At 48.9% G+C, this 16,744-nt stretch carries 16 protein-coding genes; 3 read left to right on the plus strand and 13 right to left on the minus strand.

Annotation, left to right across the window (positions count from 1 at the left end):
• Positions 1–124: 124 nt before the first annotated feature.
• From AWU74_RS01390 to AWU74_RS01425, 11 genes are all read right to left on the minus strand, one after another.
• Positions 125–900 (minus strand): IS5 family transposase gene (locus AWU74_RS01390; protein ID WP_162504641.1). Its coding sequence is split into 2 segments (ribosomal slippage): positions 125–522 and positions 522–900, totalling 777 coding nucleotides; the frame shifts between segments, so codons are not numbered across the junction.
• A gap of 533 nt (positions 901–1,433) precedes the next feature.
• Positions 1,434–1,952, minus strand: coding sequence for a pepsin/retropepsin-like aspartic protease family protein (locus AWU74_RS09855; protein WP_162502683.1), 519 nt, complete (start codon positions 1,950–1,952; stop codon positions 1,434–1,436).
• Positions 1,953–1,964: 12 nt separating this feature from the next.
• Entirely contained in the window at positions 1,965–2,219 is a 255-nt protein-coding gene (locus AWU74_RS01395) for a hypothetical protein (protein ID WP_062326873.1), read from the minus strand.
• A 213-nt stretch (positions 2,220–2,432) separates the two neighbouring features.
• On the minus strand, positions 2,433–2,684 hold the full coding sequence (locus tag AWU74_RS09860; protein ID WP_162504642.1) for a hypothetical protein: 252 nt from the start codon (positions 2,682–2,684) through the stop codon (positions 2,433–2,435).
• 229 nt (positions 2,685–2,913) lie between these two features.
• On the minus strand, positions 2,914–3,456 hold the full coding sequence (locus tag AWU74_RS01400) for a hypothetical protein (protein ID WP_062326875.1): 543 nt from the start codon (positions 3,454–3,456) through the stop codon (positions 2,914–2,916).
• Positions 3,457–3,460: 4 nt separating this feature from the next.
• Positions 3,461–4,576 (minus strand): AAA family ATPase, encoded by a 1,116-nt coding sequence (locus AWU74_RS09865; RefSeq protein WP_162504643.1) that lies wholly within the window; start codon positions 4,574–4,576, stop codon positions 3,461–3,463.
• A 991-nt stretch (positions 4,577–5,567) separates the two neighbouring features.
• Positions 5,568–7,619 carry a hypothetical protein gene (locus tag AWU74_RS01410; RefSeq protein WP_062326877.1) on the minus strand — a complete coding sequence of 684 codons (2,052 nt, stop codon included), beginning with the start codon at positions 7,617–7,619 and terminating at the stop codon, positions 5,568–5,570.
• Positions 7,620–8,442: 823 nt separating this feature from the next.
• Entirely contained in the window at positions 8,443–8,607 is a 165-nt protein-coding gene (locus AWU74_RS11375) for a hypothetical protein (protein ID WP_187150784.1), read from the minus strand.
• A gap of 1,400 nt (positions 8,608–10,007) precedes the next feature.
• A complete protein-coding gene (locus tag AWU74_RS01415; protein ID WP_062326879.1) occupies positions 10,008–10,916 on the minus strand; it encodes a hypothetical protein in 909 nt (302 codons plus the stop codon).
• Between the two features lie 40 nt (positions 10,917–10,956).
• Entirely contained in the window at positions 10,957–11,376 is a 420-nt protein-coding gene (locus tag AWU74_RS01420) for a hypothetical protein (RefSeq protein ID WP_062326881.1), read from the minus strand.
• A 100-nt stretch (positions 11,377–11,476) separates the two neighbouring features.
• Positions 11,477–12,088, minus strand: coding sequence for a hypothetical protein (locus AWU74_RS01425; protein WP_062326883.1), 612 nt, complete (start codon positions 12,086–12,088; stop codon positions 11,477–11,479).
• A 683-nt stretch (positions 12,089–12,771) separates the two neighbouring features.
• Here AWU74_RS01425 and AWU74_RS01435 point away from each other — a divergent pair.
• The 3 genes from AWU74_RS01435 to AWU74_RS01445 all read left to right on the plus strand — a co-directional run bounded on the left by AWU74_RS01435 (position 12,772) and on the right by AWU74_RS01445 (position 14,628).
• Positions 12,772–13,434: a hypothetical protein gene (locus AWU74_RS01435; protein ID WP_062326887.1), complete on the plus strand. Its 663-nt coding sequence runs from the start codon at positions 12,772–12,774 to the stop codon at positions 13,432–13,434.
• Between the two features lie 250 nt (positions 13,435–13,684).
• Positions 13,685–14,221 carry a Panacea domain-containing protein gene (locus AWU74_RS01440; RefSeq protein ID WP_062326889.1) on the plus strand — a complete coding sequence of 179 codons (537 nt, stop codon included), beginning with the start codon at positions 13,685–13,687 and terminating at the stop codon, positions 14,219–14,221.
• Positions 14,218–14,628 carry a hypothetical protein gene (locus AWU74_RS01445; protein ID WP_062326891.1) on the plus strand — a complete coding sequence of 137 codons (411 nt, stop codon included), beginning with the start codon at positions 14,218–14,220 and terminating at the stop codon, positions 14,626–14,628. Before AWU74_RS01440 ends, AWU74_RS01445 begins: the two co-directional genes overlap by 4 nt.
• A 216-nt stretch (positions 14,629–14,844) precedes the next feature.
• Here AWU74_RS01445 and tyrS read toward each other — a convergent pair whose 3' ends face one another.
• Both tyrS and AWU74_RS01455 read right to left on the minus strand, forming a co-directional pair.
• Positions 14,845–16,080, minus strand: a complete 1,236-nt coding sequence (gene tyrS / locus AWU74_RS01450; RefSeq protein WP_062326893.1) for a tyrosine--tRNA ligase — start codon at positions 16,078–16,080, stop codon at positions 14,845–14,847.
• A 186-nt stretch (positions 16,081–16,266) separates the two neighbouring features.
• Positions 16,267–16,665, minus strand: coding sequence for an IS5 family transposase (locus AWU74_RS01455; RefSeq protein ID WP_306700901.1), 399 nt, complete (start codon positions 16,663–16,665; stop codon positions 16,267–16,269).
• Between the last annotated feature and the right edge of the window lie 79 nt (positions 16,666–16,744).

The following is a 16,744-nucleotide window of genomic DNA, read 5'->3' on the forward strand; positions in this document are numbered from 1 at the left end:
ACGCTGAATCAAGGAAAATAGTTATGAAAAAAGTTTTGCTGTTACAATCTCTGGTTTGCTGTATTTTTCCCTTGCATTATTCGGGTGCGCTAACGAATCGGACGCAGTGTCTAAAGAAGACTCGCTAGGCAGTGTGGACTGGAAGGTAGAGGAATAAACACCTGACATGAATGGCGGCGATGAAGGAAGCGGTGAGCTTTGCGCAGCGCGTGGCAATTCCGCGCCAGCGTTTGAGGGCACGGAAGACGTTTTCAATGACGTGCCGCGCCCGATACAGTTCATGACTGTACGCTCTCTGCTCTTTCCGGCTTTTAACCGGAGGGATGACGGCTGTTATATCCGCTTCCTTAAGCATATCGAGCAGTTCGTTCGTGTCATATGCTTTGTCTGCAAGGAACGCTTCCGCCTCCAAATCCTCCATAAGGAGAGGCGCTTGGCTACAGTCCGCGACAGTACCGCTTGTCACAATGCCGCCTGCCGGCATCCCGTACTCGTCGACTACCAAGTGCAATTTGCTGTTCAGCCCCCTTTTGTGCGGCTAATATCCTGAGTGCCGCCTTGTGCCCCGCACGCGTCCGCGTGTGCCTTGATATACGTCGAATCTATCATACGGATATCCCCGGCAGGCTCGCCTATTGCGGTATCCGCCAGCGTTCTCCATATTCCCTTATCCCGCCAGCGGCAAAACCGCTTGTGTATGCTGTTCCAGTTTCCGAATTCTGGCGGTATATCCCTCCACGGAGCGCCTGTGCGCGTCTGCCACGCTACCGCGTTGATAAACAAACGGTTGTCTTTCGCCACTCCCCCGCGTTTCCCTGCCTGTCCGGGCAGCAGTTCTTTTATCCGTTCCCACGCCTCGTCGCTTATATCATGCCGGTGAATGCCTTCATTTTCTTTCATGCTTCCCATTTTACCTCTTTCCCCTTATCCAGTCCACACTGCCTAGGTAGTGTCTCTGTTCTGCCCTAGACAGTGTCTCTGTTCTACGTTCTTGGTTATATTCTCCCCACTGTGGTCTCTGTTCTGCCCTAGACAGTGTCTCTGTTCTACCCTAGACAATGTCTCTGTTCTACCCTAGACAGCGCCTCTCTGCCGCCCATATCGTTACCTCTGTTAAGCCCCTAACGCCGCCTCTGATACGCCCATATCGCTGCCACTCTGCCGCCCATATCGCTGCCACTCTGCCGCCCGTATCGCTGCCTCTGTTACGGGCATATCAGAGCCTCTGATATGGGCGTATGAGCGCGGCGCGGCTTTGCCTATACGCCGCGTTCGGCTACCACCGAACGTCCGAGTTCTCTGAAAGAACTCGGCAGATAGGTGAAGCCCCTGTACCGCATAGTAACGTTTTGCGCGCAAAAAAAAGGAGCGGCGAGAGCCGCTCCTTTAAGTCCGCCCCGCAAGTTAGATTGCGGCGGTGCTGCGCCGTGTTTTTAATCGTTGATAACTACCGTTGATGTTGGACCATTCCAAACTATATTCCACCGTGACATTATATCTCTGCCAATTAATACACCAAAATTTCCTGGGTCATTTAAATTACCTGCGATGTTAAAATTTAATTTGCAAGAGCCAATCTGTAAGTCTCTATGAGGATTTATTCCGCCGCGAAAAAGCAAATCAATTGCAAATGTTGGCATTGTAATTAATCCGGCAGCGGTAAAATTTGGTGAAACACCTGTCGGCAATAATTTCAAATGCTTTGCCAGCCCAATATCTATAGCCGTAGTGCTTGCTCCTGTGTCAAAAAGAGCCATTACGGTAGGTGAAGGTGCAAATGATTTGTTAAAGCCCGGTGTCTTCAAATAAGCACTAGCAGTAGAGATAATAACCGGAAGCGTTAAACCTCCTAACATTAGCGGCTGTGGAGAATACGCTATTCTCACTTTTGTCCCCGGCGGCAGAGCAGGGTTTATATTAATATCGCTTTTTTGACTAAAAATATGAGCCATTGATTTCCTCCCTTACGCTATCGCCGCGTTTAGATAATTTATGATATCTTTATCTGACAAAACCTGTTGTATGATATATTCATCAGCCGAATATTGCGCAACAGCCGCCGTTAGTGCCGAATCAAACGCGTCAAAAGCCTCCACGATTTTGCTATCGTGGATAATTACGAATTTCATTTTGTACAAAGGATTGGATATTAAACTTTCGAGGTTATCCCGAAAGTATTGTATATTAGCCTTTTGTTTTTCACTAAAAAACTCTTCCATACTTCAACGCCTCTCTAGAAAATAAAGATATGAGCATAGGCTAAAAGCGTCAAGCGTTCCCAGTAGGGAACGTCCGAGTTCTCTGAAAGAACTCGGCAGATAGGTGAAGCCCCTGTACCGCATAGTAACGTTTTGCGCGCAAAAAAAGGAGCGGCGGAAGCCGCTCCTTTAAGTCCGCCCCGCAAGTTAGATTGTAGCGGGGCTGCGCCGTGTTTATCTGAACGTTACGCCGAGCTTTATCGGGAACGACAGCGAGGTGGGCTCAAATTCGTGCGTCTCAAATATGGGTCGTCCTTCGGTCTGCTTCCTTGATAAACCGCTAGGCGGGCGTATCGGTGGGATTCCTCGGTAGCCGCAGTAGCCGCTTATCCGTATTACAACATATAGGCTTTCGCCACTCGGCAAGCCCGCTCGGTAGTTTCCTGCGCGGAAACCGCTGGCAAAGCCTCTCGGTAGTCTCAACATATCCCAGCGCGCCGACTGGCGCTTTTCATAGGCGACAGAGCAAAGCGACGAAGGGTAAACCGTATCTTAAATGACGTTTTTGTGCCCTCGAACCCGCAACCCGATTTCAAGGTTGAACGTAGCAACAAAAACCCGCTACGCTACCCAGCCCGTCACGGACGGCGGGCTGGGCATACGGCAAAATCGTACATTCTCATATTCTTTTAGTTAAATGTATAGTTTTGTGAATCTAAAAATCGATATAATTCAAAGCCGTATTTTTCAATTTCAGGTCTGGTGCTGATATTTTTTTTATGAAACGGCAGCACCGTTTAATTTGAAATTTTTTTATAAATGTTTCTATTTCCGGTACCGTTATTAACATTTCAAGTGTGTCTAGTAATTGTTTATTAGCGGTTGATTTTGACGAGTCATTAGAACTCTTTTTTATTTCGACCAATAAAAAATCATCCGTTTGTTTAACCAGATACATGATAATATCACAGCGTTGTTTTCCACGCTGAACAGGATTTGGCAAACTGGTAAGAAACTTATCATAGTTGATAATTACAATATTATATCCATTTCCATTAGTGAACCGAGATGTTCCCGCGTTTTTATTTGGATATAATGCCAAACAGCCACAGACATCGTCAGTCGAAAAACAGATGTCATTGGTATTTTTCTTTTCTATCTTGGCGTTATTTCGGACATCATCCAGCGTTTTACTTATCAAAGCATGATGTTTATCATAATAATAATCAACAAACTCATTTTTCAGTAAATTATCCACGTTGTTACTTTAGCCCTTCGTATTCGTCATAGATTGCATTTATTGGTTCTGAGAGAGGATTTGTATCTATGAGTCGTTTGTTAGTAATCTTTAAATCATGCAATTTGCCGTCTTCAATCTGGTAAACCCCCATGTCATCATACTTATAGTTTGACGCTTTGTTTTCCTTGTCATGGCGTTGAATCAACAGGTTAAGGTGATTTATGATATATGGACTATGTGTTGCCATCATAACGGTCATGTTGTATCCGTTATGTTTCTGAATAAAACAGCGGTTTACGATAAAGTCAATTAAACTTCGCTGACTTTCAGGATACAGGCTCAATTCCGGTTCTTCGATATGAATGTGGATATTTCTGTGTTTAATGCCACTGATATTTAGCCCTGCCTTAAAATCCTTTAGGCTGTCGCTTCTCGACATATATCCGAAAATAATATCATTGAATTGTTTCGCAAAATCATAATGTTCGGCAAAATATTCAACAATTACAGAAAGCGGCACAACGGTTTGCATTCCTGAAGATGCGTCTTCAAAATTGATAGTATAATCGTTTCCCTTAATAAAATGCTTCACACCGAGGCTAGTTTGTTTTCTGAAGTATTGAATATTTAAATAATCTATAGCCATCTCCTTTATAGGATCTGAAGCAAGCCAGAAATCATCACGGGTTTCTTTCAAGAAGAAATCGTCACGTATGTCAACCTTATTTGCAAGAATATCAGGGATTATATTTCTCCTGTCGCCGATAAACGCCATTTTTTCCAGACTTAATTCATCTTCCGGAACTATTTTAGACATTCCGAGTTTGGCTCTGTAATGAATAATAGTTTTTCCGTTTTGATAGCGTATTTCGGAATCAGAACGCAGGTATTTGAAAATGCCGTTGTTTTTTAAATATTGCTTAAAATCAAAGCTAAACGGCGAGTGTGATATTTTTGCGTACCTCAAATAGGAGCGGATATTGAGCATTTTATATAGCCAGCGGAACAGAACAAGCACCTTCATAATCGTGCTTTTTCCGCTTCCGGATTCACCGATGAACACCGTAAACGGGCGAATGTCATCTATCTCTATCTCTTTGATAGGGCCAAAATTTTTAATAAGAATTGATTCTTTCATGTTTTGTCAGTTATCTCCGTGTCAAACCCGCTTTACCGCCGCTTCTCCGTGTTTCTCTAATATAAATCCGTCCTTTAAGACACTTCCTGCATAAAAAAGCCCCGCAAGTTAGGTTGCAGCGGGGCTGTGCCGTGTTTATCTGAACGTTACGCCGAGCTTTATCGGGAACGACAGCGAGGTGCGCTCGTATTCGTGCCGCTGAAATATGGGTCGTCCTTCGGTCTGCTTCCTTGATAAACCGCTAGCCGCTTACCCGTATTACGGTATTTAGGCTTTCGCCCCTCGGTAATCCCGCTCGGTAGCCACCTGCGCGGAAACTCCCAGCAAAGCCTTCTTGATAAACTCGGTAGCCGCTTATCCGCCCTATGGGTTTTCGCCTTTCGGCATATTGCTCGGTAGCCTTACTGGTGGAAACCGCCAACGAAGCCTTCTTGATAAACTCGGTAAATGCTTATCCGCCCTATGGCTCTCTATGCTTGCCTATATGCAGAGTTCCTTCAGGGAACTCGGTCGTTCGGCTACCGCCGAACGCCTTATCCGCCCTATGGGTTTTCGCCTTTCGGCATATTGCTCGGTAGTCTTACTGGTGGAAAACGCCAGCAAAGCCTTCTTGATAAACTCGGTAGCCGCTTATTTGCCCTATGGCTCTCTATGCTTGCCTATATATAGAGTTCCCTCAAGGAACTCGGTCGTTCGGCTACCGCCGAACGCCTTATCCGCCCTATAGGTTTTCGCCTTTCGGCATATTGCTCGGTAGCCTTACTGGTGGAAACCGCAACGAAGCTTTCTTGATAAACTCACTCGATGCTTATCTGTATTATGGCTTTCGCCCCTCGGTAATCCCGCTCGGTAGCCTCCTGTGCGGAAACTCCCAGCAAAGCCTTCTTGATAAAGAAGGTAGGTGCTTATCCGTATTACGGTTCTATTTGCGCATATAAAAAAAGAAGCAACTCTCGTCTATCTTATCTTAAAAGGATAAGATAGATAAGTATTATTTAACAAAGTCTTCTAAGAATTGTTTAAGATCTTTGTTTGGTTCAGCATTTTTAAGCGCATCAAAATTAATTCCTTTTTTTGCAGCCTCTCTGTGCGTCATTTTATAAAAAGGACTATCAAAATATATTACTTTGGTTTTTAATAAATACTTTAACATATCTTGGTTAATTTGACTGGTTTTTACAACAGTATTAATTAAATCAGCAAAACGCGCAATAGAATCACGTTTGTCCTTCCTAAACCAACGCAATATCTTGCGCAAAGCAAGCATAGCGTTATCTATATTCTTTAAGTCGCTCTCTTCTTTTTCTTTGAAGTAATTTGCAAATGGGTACATTCTTCCGTTGGGATAAAACATATTAAAATTTTTATTGCCGGAAGATGTTATGGCAAGATCCTTAGAAAATTTAAATGTCGTTTCTGAAGAGAGATAGATAGGCTTCTCCAAATTGTGGCATATTATTTCCAGTTTCTTTGGATGAATGATAATTTTACCTTTTGTATATACTTCAGCATTGTATATACTAAATTCGTCGCCCTTTGAATAAAATTCAATATCCAAATCAGTATGTATAGACATATTACGAAGGTGATTTATAAACGCCAAATTTGTACCTGTATTTATTGATATATTTTGAGGAAGGGTTGCTTGATTTATTTCATAAGATAGCACAAGTCTCTCGTTATCATTGTATATTACAGCAAAAATTTCTTCTTTAGCCATAGACCGCACTGACTCATACATTATTCCAATATGTTGTGCTTCTATATCATTTGCTTTACGCTTAGTCAGATAAAAATCCCAAAATAAGGGGGTTATATTAAAGAACTTAGTCTGCGCAAAAGAAAACACAGCATCTGTATGCTTCGTTGATAAGAGAGTAGCACAACAGAAATCTTGGAAAACTGCCGAGACAAAGTTCTTGCCGTCCTTTAAAAAAGGATGATTCCTTATCGTAGTTTTTACAGATGTAATATATGCAGAAACAATGGTATTCGGCAAATTATAACTGGTTATTTTGCTTTGTATATCAAGTTCAGTCCCCGCTGAGATATATACCAGATAATCCAACTGTTCTTCCACAGAATAAAATTTGTCTATTATTAAAGATGAAGATGAAAATGTTTTAACATCTGCGTTTGTTTTAAAACTATCAAGGAATTTTTTTTGCTCGCGAATTAAGATGTCATTAATAATCTTGATTATTATTTTCCGACTAAAATCTGTATTTTTATAATCTGCTTCTAATTTCTGAAAGTTCTCATTTTCCATAAAAAGCATCGCTATTGCTTGTATAACAGGAGCATATCCATAAAAAGGAAAATCAGCAGTATCTTTTTTTTGAGATAAAATATTGTCTACATTTGTGGCTATTTTTTCAAATATTTGCAACATTCTCTCGTGATGCTGGAGTGATTTGGGGTTTTTGTTTTCAATATACCGACTCAAAAACTCTTTAGACTTTTCTTTTGAAAAGAAATTGATTTGATAATATCCATAGTCAGGAGCATTTAGTACCTCATTTAATGTCAAAGCAATAAAATCTGCTGTCTCTCGCCTTGCAATCAATGCGATTGTAGGAGTTTTCACGTTTTTTGTGAACTTATAAATCTCTGAAATAAAGTTGTGTATACGCCCCCATCCGCAAGCAACCTCTGCTTCGTCAAACGCATCAATAATAAATCCAATTTTTCCATTTTGAATGTCTGTAATAACAGAAGGAATATTGCTTTCTCCAAATGAATCTATTAAAGTACCCGAGAAGTAGTTTTTACCTATATCAATGCCTGAAAGATTCCAAAGATATACATTTTGTTTGTTTGCCCAAAAAGTGCTAAGAGCAGATTTCCCCGTCGCACCGGGAGCCGTAATGATAAGGAAAGGACTTTTCTCATTACCTTCGATTTTCTTTAATGAAGGTTCAATAAAAAAGTCAGGTGCTTTGGGAATTGTTATCTCTGTCGATGCTGCCAGTGGGTACACCTTTTCAATAGATACCAATTTGTCCAAAAGATCAGTTAATTCAATATTCATATCTCCACCCATAAGTCACCTTTTAATATCAGATATATTTTCGATAATATAACATATATTATATGACACTCGTATCACTACTTCACATTTTAGCATCCATATCTATATTTATCGCATTTTCAGCAGGGCATACCCCTCAGATATAGTCAATTTCGCCAACATCTACGTCGCTTTTGCAATACAATAAAATTATTACGCAGCTTATATCATAGGTGAAAATTTTAGTCAAGTCCCAAAAGCGAAAAACGCTATCTAGTACGCCTCTTCGGTAGCCTCGCTAGGGTGCCCTCCGTAAAAAAACCACAGAACAGCCCCGCAAGTTAGATTGTAGCGGGGCTGCGCCGTGTTTATCTGAACGTTACGCCGAGCTTTATCGGGAACGACAGCGAGGTGCGCTCGTATTCGCGCCGCTGAAAATATGGGTCGTCCTTCGGTCTGCTTCCTTGATAAACCGCTAGCCGCTTACCCGTATTACGGTATTTAGGCTTTCGCCCCTCGGTAATCCCGCTCGGTAGCCACCTGCGCGGAAACTCCCAGCAAAGCCTTCTTGATAAACTCGGTAAATGCTTATTTGCCCTATGGCTCTCTATGCTTGCCTATATGCAGAGTTCCTTCAGGGAACTCGGTCGTTCGGCTACCGCCGAACGCCTTATCCGCCCTATAGGCTTTCGCCCCTCGGTAATCCCGCTCGGCAGCCTCCTGCGCGGAAACCGCTGGCAAAGCCTCCTTGATAAACTCGGTAAATGCTTATCCGCCTTATGGGTTTTCGCCTCTCGGCAAAGCCCCATAAAAAGAACAGCCCCGCAAGCTAGATTGTAGCGGGGCTGTGCCGTGTTTATCTGAACGTTACGCCGAGCTTTATCGGGAACGACAGCGAGGTGTGCTTGTATTCGCGCCGCTGAAAATATGGGTCGTCCTTCGGTCTGCTTCCTTGATAAACCGCTAGACGGGCGTATCGGTGGGATTGCTCGGTAGCCACCTGCGCGGAAACTCCCAGCAAAGCCTTCTTGATAAACTCGGTAGCCGCTTATCCGCCCTATAGGTTTTCGCCTTTCGGCATATTGCTCGGTAGTCTTACTGGTGGAAACCGCCAACGAAGCCTTCTTGATAAACTCACTCGATGCTTATCTGTATTATGGCTTTCGCCCCTCGGCAATCCCGCTCGGTAGCCTCCTGCGCGGAAACCGCCGGCAAAGCCTTCTTGATAAACTCGGTAAATGCTTATTTGCCCTATGGCTCTCTATGCTTGCCTATATATAGAGTTCCTTCAGGGAACTCGGTCGTTCGGCTACCGCCGAACGCCTTATCCGCCCTATGGGGTTTCGCCTTTCGGCATATTGCTCGGTAGCCTTACTGGTGGAAAACGCCAGCGAAGCCTTCTTGATAAACTCGGTAAATGCTTATCTGCCCTATGGCTCTCTATGCTTGCCTATATGCAGAGTTCCTTCAGGGAACTCGGTCGTTCGGCTACCGCCGAACGCCTTATCCGCCCTATAGGTTTTCGCCTTTCGGCATATTGCTCGGTAGCCTTACTGGTGGAAACCGCAACGAAGCTTTCTTGATAAACTCACTCGATGCTTATCTGTATTATGGCTTTCGCCCCTCGGTAATCCCGCTCGGCAGCCTCCTGCGCGGAAACCGCCAGCGAAGCCTCCTTGATAAACTCGGTAAATGCTTATTTGCCCTATGGCTCTCTATGCTTGCCTATATATAGAGTTCCCTCAAGGAACTCGGTCGTTCGGCTACCGCCGAACGCCTTATCCGCCCTATAGGTTTTCGCCTTTCGGCATATTGCTCGGTAGCCTTACTGGTGGAAACCGCAACGAAGCCTTCTTGATAAACTCACTCGATGCTTATCTGTATTATGGCTTTCGCCCCTCGGTAATCCCGCTCGGCAGCCACCTGCGCGGAAACTCCCAGCAAAGCCTCCTTGATAAACTCGGTAAATGCTTATTTGCCCTATGGCTCTCTATGCTTGCCTATATATAGAGTTCCCTCAAGGAACTCGGTCGTTCGGCTACCGCCGAACGCCTTATCCGCCCTATAGGTTTTCGCCTTTCGGCATATTGCTCGGTAGCCTTACTGGTGGAAACCGCAACGAAGCTTTCTTGATAAACTCACTCGATGCTTATCTGTATTATGGCTTTCGCCCCTCGGTAATCCCGCTCGGCAGCCTCCTGCGCGGAAACCGCCAGCGAAGCCTTCTTGATAAACTCGGTAAATGCTTATCTGCCCTATAGCTCTCTATGCTTGCCTATATGCAGAGTTCCTTCAGGGAACTCGGTCGTTCGGCTACCGCCGAACGCCTTATCCGCCCTATGGGTTTTCGCCCCTCGGCAAAGCCCCCATAAAAAAAAAGAACAGCCCCGCAAGTTAGATTGTAGCGGGGCTGCGCCGTGTTTATCTGAACGTTACGCCGAGCTTTATCGGGAACGACAGCGAGGTGTGCTTGTACTCATGGTGTTCAACGAGTTCCGCTTTCCACCCATTATCAGTATCGGGAATATGAGGTACTTCGTTTTTGTCAATAAAACGACTTATCTTGACTGATTCATTTATATCCAGTCCGGCGGACAGGTCAAACGAGAGTTTTTCGGAGACGGCATACGAAGCGTCAAACCAGAACTGCGGGTTTGATTCCGGCGTATATACAGGATCAGAAAGCACTGTTCTTCCGCCACCGGCTCCTCCTCTGCCTCCTCCTGTGCTTCTTCCTACTGCGGACAGGTCAGACAGTCCTAGCCCAAAGTCCCATTCGGCTCCAAGTCCGAGAGTAAGCGGTATGCCCGCGGCGTTCTCCAGCGAATAGCCGTAATGGAGCTGAGGGCTTATATACAGCCGGCTGGCAATAACGCCGAGTATTGAGGCGCCGCCTATGTCCATAGAATGGAACAAATTCACTCCGAGCCGCGCCTGTGACGAACCGAATGTAACGGTATATCCGGCGCCGAAGGTGTTGTCGAGGAAGGTTTGTCTGAATTTGTAATGCGTTGTTATTTCCGTTCCCTCGTCGTCGACACTCTTAATGTCTTTGCTGCCGAACCCGTCCAGTCCGGTCAGCACCGACGCGTAGACGTCGAATCCGTTGTCGAATTTGTTTCCGACGGTGATTTCGTTCCCGAAGAAAACGCTGCCCCAGCCTTTAGAAGGTTCTTCAGTCTCTGTTTTACCGTCGTGGTCGTCAGTGTGTTTCTTTGATTTGAACACATTCGTCGGTATGCTGACCGCGCTCTCCTTTACAAAGATTTCCGCCGTAAGCAGATTAGCGGACAGGAGGGCAATGACCCCCCCCCATGCGAATTTTTTCATGCGTGTACCCCTTCCGTGCGGACATAAGGATGAGAGCAACCTAACAAACTCCCGCCCCGCCCGCTTCTGTCGCCTTGCCGTTCGGGTATGGAGGTCCAAAGGACATGCCCGATACGGCGTTAAAGCCGTAATCCAAGTGCGCGGAACGCCCGCCGCCTAGCGGCGCGGACGCTTCCCGCAAGCCGGAACCGCGCGCAGCCCCGCCGTCTAATGGAGACATGCTAGCGGCGGGCGGCAAAAAAGTCAAGATGTTCGTCATAGGGGAAGCGGCAAAACCGCTTCCCCTATGAGACGAGAAAGGGAACTGGCTTTGCCTGTTCCCTTTCTCTCCATTTCGGTAACGCCCAACGGTAGCCGCGGCGCTTGCCTCGCTGCTCTTCACCCGCCCGCCCTGTGCGCCGCGGGTGCGGCGTTCCCCGCTGGGAACGCCGCCTTTGCCCGAACGGCCGAGTTTCCTCAAGAAACTCGGCCGTTCGGCTTTGTCTCTATGCAGAGTTTGTCGCAAGCCGTAGATTTGCGACAAACTCTGTCGTTACCCGCGCGGAGCACGGGTAACGCCGCTACCACTTCCGCGGCACAAACGAGCGGTCGCGGGGCACAATCTGTATCGCCTCCCCGGTCTGCTCCAGCACATACATTCCCTGCTGCAAGGCGTAGGCTTTCGTCTCATCGGACACGACCGCCCCCGCCGCCGCGCCGATAAGCGCCTTGCCCTCAAAGCGTTTGGTCGCCCGCACCTTTTGCATGCGCTGGACGTGCTCGTCGATATGCGCCTTCGTCAGCTTTGTCTTTATTTCGACGAGGATGACGGTGTCCCCGTCCTGAAGCAGAATATCCACCTCCGCTATTGAATGCCTGTCCGCTCCGGTTATGGTGTAGTCCCGCGCCGCCGTCTCTATCTCATAGCCCAGCTCGGCGAACTTCCGCATGACCGCGTCCGGCACAAACGTGTATTCCACCACGTCGCCGAGTCGGTTGCCCAAATCTCCCATTTTCTTGTCCCACTCTTTGCGCGATTCCGCTATTTTCTCATTCCACTCTTTGCGCGATTCCGCCATTTTCTCATTCCACTCTTTCGTGGCTTCCTCGCGGGCTTTTTTTTCTTCCGCCAGATACCGGTATAAGTCGTCGAGCGTTACCTTTTCCGGTGCTGCCGTCTGTTCTGTTGCCATATAAAGCCTCCGTGCGCGTCATTGTAGCGGGGGATTCCGCGCATAGCAAGCGCCTTTGATGACGCCCGCCGCCCGCGCTTGCGTGCGCAACTCTTGCCATAGCTCCGCTGACTGTTGAATAGACCTATACAACGCCACACTTGTGCGCCGGTCCCGCCGCCTTCGCCGTAAACCGCGGCGGGGCTGCCGGGCGGCGAAAACAGCGTTCAGAAAGATTTATTCGCCGAAAGGCATAAAAACGAGCCGTTAAGCGGAAAATGTAGTATATTAGGTACAGGCAAAGCGCGGCTCGCCGGCGCAAGCCGGAACAGGTCTGTTCAAGGCTTGCGCAAGCAAGCGCAAAGGTTGCGAACACGGGCGCAAGAGTTGCGAACACGGGCGCAAGAGTTGCGAACACGGGCGCAAGAGTTGCGAACACGGGCGCAAGAGTTCAGAACACGGGCGCAAAGGTTGCGAACACGAGCGCAAAGGTTGCGAACACGGGCGCAAAGGTTGCGAACACGGGCGCAAGAGTTGCGAACACGGGCGCAACAGTTGCGAACACGGGCGCAACAGTTCAGAACACGGGCGGCACGGGTGCGGAAGGCGCGGCGCTTATTCGACACAGCACGGGAATGGCTCGGTACGGCGAGAATGCCGTTCGTTAAGACAAGCCGGAGAAAGACGGCTAAAAAGGAGAAATTATGGCAAGGATAAAAATGATACCGAGCGGGGACGGCGAGTTTCTGGAGTGGGGGGACGTGTTCTGCGCCTACCTCGGAACGAAGGCGGACGAATGGGGAATTCCCGAAGCGGCGGTAGCGGCGCTGGAGGGGTTCCGCACGGAATACCGGCGGGCATACACGGCGGCGCAAAACCCCAACCGCGGCAAGGCGGACGTGTTCGCCAAAAACGAGGCGCGCGCCGCCTATGAGACGGACGTGCGCCGCTTCATTCAGGAATACATAGCGTTCAGCCACCTCGTCTCGGACGACGACCGGATTCTTTTGGGCGTGACGGTGCGCAGCGCGAGCCGCACGCCGGTTCCGGTGCCCTCGACGATTCCCTCGTTCACTATCGGCACGGCGGTATTGCAGCACCTGTCGATAATCTTTCATGATGAAAACGGCGCCGGCGAAGCGAAGCCTTTCGGGGTGCACGGGGCGGAAATCCTCTGGGAAATCCGCGAGACGCCGACCGAGAATCAGGAGGATTTGACGCATTCGGCGTTCAGCACCCGCTCGCCCTACAAACTCTCTTTTACGGGCGACCAGCGGGGAAGCCGTGTATACGTCTGCCTCCGGTGGGAAAACACCCGCGGAGAAAAGGGGCCGTGGAGCGCGATAAGCTCGGCGGTGGTGCCGTAAGGTCATTCCAAAGGCGGGTTCCCCGCCTTTGGAATGAGACGAGAAGGAAGCGGGCAAAACCCGTTTCTTTCTCTCCATAGGGGTCGAAGGAACTGCCGCTGAGTGCGGAAATGCACAGCACACGATGCCGCAACACGGGAATGCACGGCTTTTGTAGCATAGGGGATAAGTAAAAATAATTTTACTCCAGTTGACGCGGTTAAACATAAGTGGGTAGTATACAAGTATACTAAAACAAAAGGGGCAGGAAATGAAGGCGTATGATATGGCACGGTATATTTGCGCAAAAAAAGGCAAAATGAATCAGCTTCAACTTCAAAAGCTGATATATTATATAGATGCATGGAACCTCGCAATTCTGAAAAGCCCCATTATCGACGAAGATTTTCAGGCGTGGCTTCATGGACCTGTCGTGAATGAGCTTTGGCAAAAGCTAAAATCAGAGGGCGTAGAATCACTCTATAGCCCGATATTCGTAGGAAACATTAAGCAAAAAAAAGAAACAATAAAGGAAATAAAAGCTCTTGCGTCAAAAGAGCGGTTGCAGGTAACAGACGACACGCTGAAAACATACGGAAATGAAACCGGATACTACCTTGAATGCCTGACACGCGAAGAATTTCCGTGGAAAGCGGCATGGCTTGGTCTTGACGAGAGCATTAAATTTTATGATGCCCTGCTCCATTGGAGGACAGAGGCAAGTCCCGGTCGTGACGGGTCAAGCACAAGAGCTATCTCAAAAGATTTAATGAAAACATTTTATGAAAAACAGCTTGACAGAATATGAGCGTAGCGAAACGGCAAAATCCCCTTCCAAAACTCCCGTCGCTGAATAAAAGTTGCTTTGATGAAAAAATGCTTATAAGCCTCTCCCATTTTGACAGAAACCAAGGTCAGAGTTTTGTCGAATGGGAAAAAGAAGAGATTCTTGCCGATTTTTTGGAAAAATTGCGCGATTTTACTGAATTGACTCGGTCAGAGGCGGGGCAAACTAAAATGCTTGTTGTATACGGTGATTTCCCGACAAACAGCAAGTTCAAAGAACCTAGTCATACGCCGCGCGACGCGGAATGGTGCCGCATAAAAATTAGCGGCAAAGTGCGAATAGCCGGGCATATAATTGCGAATGTCTTTTATATAGTATTTCTTGACAAGAATCATGAGTTTTTCATTTCAGAAAAAAAGCATACATAAACCATAACCAGTGGCGCAAAATCGTTTTTATGCGCGGACGAGTAGGCTTGAAGCGGCTTCCCTGCATATAGGTATCAATACGCGCCCAGAATCCGTTCCAGCCGCTCCCGCCCGTTTTTCTTTATAGCCTCTGGCGTTCGGTGCCGCCGAGAGGCTTTTACCTATATGCAGAGTTTCCTCAAGAAACTCGGTCGTTCGGCTACCGCCGAACGCCGTTCACCGCGCCAGTATCCGGCAGAAGCGCTTCTTCCCCGCGCGCAGCAGCAGTGCGCCCGCGCCGTCGAGCCGGTCGCTGCCGACGGGCGGGTTCTCGCCGCCGAGGGGCTGCAGGTCGCCGCGGAAATCGGAGGCGAACGCGCCGCCCTGCCGGATAAGCCGCCGCGCCTCGCTTTTGCTTGCGCACAGTCCGCAGTCGGCAAAGAGCTCGGCTGCCGGATAGCCGGAATCGAGCCGCGCGCGGGGCGCTTCCCACGCCGGCAGCGCCTCGCGGTCCCCGCCTCCGCCGAACGCCGCCCGCGCGCCTGCAAGCGCCCGGTCCGCCTCGAACGCGCCGTGGATAAGCCGCGTCGCTTCATAGGCGAGCCGCTCTTTCGCGGCGTTGACGCCGCCCGCGGACAGCGCCTCCACCTCGTCCAGCGGTAAAAAGGTGAACAGCAGCAGGAACTTCCGCACGTCCTCGTCGGCGACGTTCCGCCAGTACTGAAAAAAGTCGTATACGGGCGTGAGCGCGGGGTCGAGGAAGACGGCGCCCTGCTCGGTCTTGCCCATTTTCCTGCCGTCGCTCCGCGTAACCAGCGGGAAGGTCAGCCCGAAGGCTTCGCCGCCCGTCTTGCGCCGGATAAGGTCTGCGCCCGCGACGATATTCCCCCACTGGTCGTCGCCGCCGATTTGGAGAACGCAGTTGTGCCGCTCGCGGAGCATGAGGAAGTCGTAGCTTTGCAGCAATTGGTAGTTGAACTCTATGAACGACAGCCCCGTCTCCAGCCGCTTCCGGTAGGACTCGAAGGCGAGCATTTTGTTCACCGAGAAGCACGAGCCTATGTCGCGCAGAAAGTCGATATAGTTGAGCCCGGCGAGCCACGTTTTGTTGTTTTCCGCGCGCGCGGTCTTGCCGTCGAAGCCGATAAAGCGGTCGAGCTGCCGCTCGATTCGCGCCGCGTTCGCGTCGAGCTGCTCATAGGAGAGCATCCGGCGCATTTCGGTCTTGCCGGAGGGGTCGCCGATTCGCGCCGTGCCCCCGCCGATAAGCGCAATGCCGGAATGCCCCGCGGCGCGGAGGTGCCGGAACGCGAAGAACGGCACCAAATGCCCGATATGCAGGCTGTCGCCGGTGGGGTCGCAGCCGATATAAAACGTTATGGGCGCTGCGTCCATTGCGGCGGAAAGCCCGGTAACGTCGGTACACTGCTGAAAAAAGCCGCGTCCCTTAAGCGTCTCAAGCGCCTTGTTCATAAAAGCACCGTATCATAGCCGGCGCGGAGGGTTCAAGCGATACCCGCGCGGAGGGCGGGTATCGACCGAGTTTCCTCAAGGGACTCGGTGCAAATCTACGACTTGCCCACCGCTGTGCAGGCAAGGCTCTCCAGCGAAAACGGATTATTCAAAAAGCGAAGAATTCCGAAAAAAATTTATTACAGTCTAGGTAGTGTGGACTGGAAGATAGAGGAATAAACACCTGACATGAATGGCGGCGATGAAGGAAGCGGTGAGCTTTGCATAGCGCGTAGCGATTCCCCGCCAGCGCTTGAGGGCACGGAAGACGGTTTCAATGACGTGCCGTGCCCGATACAGTTCATGATTGTACGCTCTTTGCTCTTTCCGGCTTTTAACCGGAGGGATGACGGCTGTTATATCCGCTTCTTTAAGCATGTCGAGCAGTTCGTTCGTGTCATACGCTTTGTCCGCAAGGAACGCTTCCGTCTCCAAATCCTCCATAAGGAGAGGCGCCTGGCTACAGTCCGCGACAGTACCGCTTGTCACAATGCCGCTTGCCGGTATCCCGTACTCGTCGACTACCAAGTGCAATTTGCTGTTCAGCCCCCTTTTGTGCGGCTAATGTCCTGACTGCCGCCTTGTGCCCCGCATGCGTCCGCGTGTGCCTTGATATACGTCGCTG

Source organism: Treponema endosymbiont of Eucomonympha sp. (genome assembly GCF_001028545.1).